Origin of the sequence: Cohnella xylanilytica (assembly GCF_014212175.1) — a bacterium.
GTDB classification, from domain to species: domain Bacteria; phylum Bacillota; class Bacilli; order Paenibacillales; family Paenibacillaceae; genus Cohnella; species Cohnella xylanilytica.
Window position 1 is genome coordinate 1 of sequence record NZ_JACJVR010000006.1, and the last position, 1,961, is coordinate 1,961.

Annotated in this window: 1 protein-coding gene; it reads right to left on the reverse strand. The window is 53.4% G+C overall.

Annotated features, from left to right (window positions below):
- Nucleotides 1–176 precede the first annotated feature (176 nt).
- Entirely contained in the window at nucleotides 177–1,427 is a 1,251-nt protein-coding gene (locus H7B90_RS02730) for an IS110 family RNA-guided transposase (RefSeq protein ID WP_185134342.1), read from the reverse strand.
- Nucleotides 1,428–1,961 lie beyond the last annotated feature (534 nt).

Genomic DNA, 1,961 nt, shown 5'->3' on the forward strand with positions numbered 1-1,961 from the left:
CGTCAGAGAGAGCAGCGGTGCTATGTCAAGACCATAAATCAGACGAATTTGAATGAACCGCACTCTTTTCAGGGGGTGACCCGGAAAAAGACAAACCCAAACTAAACCTGCCCTACCCGGATTTTCAGATATTTCCTTATGTACCGGGAAATAGGTGGCTCGTTTATGGACCTATGTCACCCGTGTTGTCGGTTCACCTCTCTGGGTTCGTAAAGTCGGTTGGTTCGGAGCAGGTAGTCGACCAACCGCACCAGTTTACGAGCTGTAAGCGCAAGGGCACGTTTTTCGGCATATTTGGCCGGCTCGGCCGCCTTGAGACTAAAGTACTGCGCAAATACAGTGTCGTGCACCTGAACACTCTTTGCGGCTTCGATGAAGTAGTACTTCAGATAGCGGTTGCCGGATTTAATAAGCCGGGATTCTACGCCTTTGAAATCGCCGGATTGACTTTCCGTCCAAGAGAGGCCTGCGTACTTGGCAAGCGCCGTTTGGTTCGGGAAACGCTGGATGTCGCCAATCTCCGAGATCAGGCCTGCGGCAAAGATTGGACCGATTCCCGGAACAGACGTAAGCGTCTGCGGGATGGTGGCCAGATGTTCTTCAATCGCCTTCTGTAGCGACTTGGCCTGTTCCTGGAGTGAACGGATAATCCGGATGTTGGAGGCCATCGCCAGATTCACAGCATCCGCCATTGCCTTAGGCAAGCGGTAAGAAGAACGAGCCGCCTTCTGCAGGGCTTGGGCGACCTCCTGCGGGTTCTCAAAGCGATTTTTGCCGCACCGGGCGACGAATGCCACAAGGTCATCTACGGACATGTCGATGATGTTCTCGACGCTGGCGAAGTGCTCCATTACTGCAAGGCTCGTCGCCGACGTTTTCTTGCCGAACGGCCCGGCCGTATAGCTGCTGAACTTCAGGAACAAATGGGTCAGCAGGAAATTCGTCTCCCGTGTCAAATTCTGAACAACGTGGAAACGAGTCCGGCAGAGGCGCTGCAACGCAGCGTTGGTCTCGCTCCACGTGAAGGCACGGGGTAGATGACCGGATCGGAGCTTAGCGGCGATGAACCAGGCGTCTACCCTGTCGTTTTTCGGGGCGTCAAGAAAGTGAGACTTCTTGAACACCTTGATAAGACTGGGGTTGAACACATAGACGCTGTGCTCATGCGGCGAGAAGCTCAGCACGCTCTCCAAGTACCGGGCGAGATGGCTGGAGTAACAGCCGGTCGCCTCAAGGCCGAAGCGAATGGAAGACAGATTGTGCTTCTGCATGAGGGCGAGGATCCGCTCTTGGAAAGCGAGCACGCCGGGCTCGTCGTTGGACACGGTAAAGCGGCTTAAAGGTTTGGCGCTGTCGCCTTCGGGAAGGCAACAAACCACGTTGTTCTTGCTGCTTACATCGATCCCGACAAACAAGATATGGGACATGGAAATCACCTCCTTTGTAACGGACTCGGCGCTACGGTCCTGGGATGTCCTTGGGAAAGCTCTCCGCTTACAGCCTTGCGAGCTATTGGTATACACCGCGGCCCATCGGTGCACGAACCTTCCTCTGCAATGCGGAAGGGATGGCGACGCGCGGGATACAGTCAGCGTGTAGGAAAATACGGAAGAGGCCAAGGGAACAATCTCAAATGGTAGAACCCGCATGAGGAGTCTACAGGAGGGAAAAGGAACATTCCCGTCGGTAGCACCTATTGGCATTTTCCCAAGGACAGCCCAAGATCGTAAACACCTATTTTCGTCCCTTCGGGCCGCTCCCGCGCTTCGCTTGGGCTGCGTCCCCCACCGGGACATAAACATTCAGTTTTCAAAGTGCAAAAATTTAAGAGCAACCCCTAAACCAGGAGCTGCTCTTAGCATACAAGGTAGAATTTGTATGATTTTTCACACAAAACAAACTGCGTGCTTTTGCGTGCTTTCTTGAGGCGATCTTTATTTCGATTTTTCATACACATGTAC

What these genes read in the sequence shown, in the direction of transcription:
- H7B90_RS02730 (WP_185134342.1), bottom strand. Translation starts at nt 1,427, where the DNA reads ATGTCCCATATCTTGTTTGTCGGGATCGATGTAAGCAGCAAGAACAAC.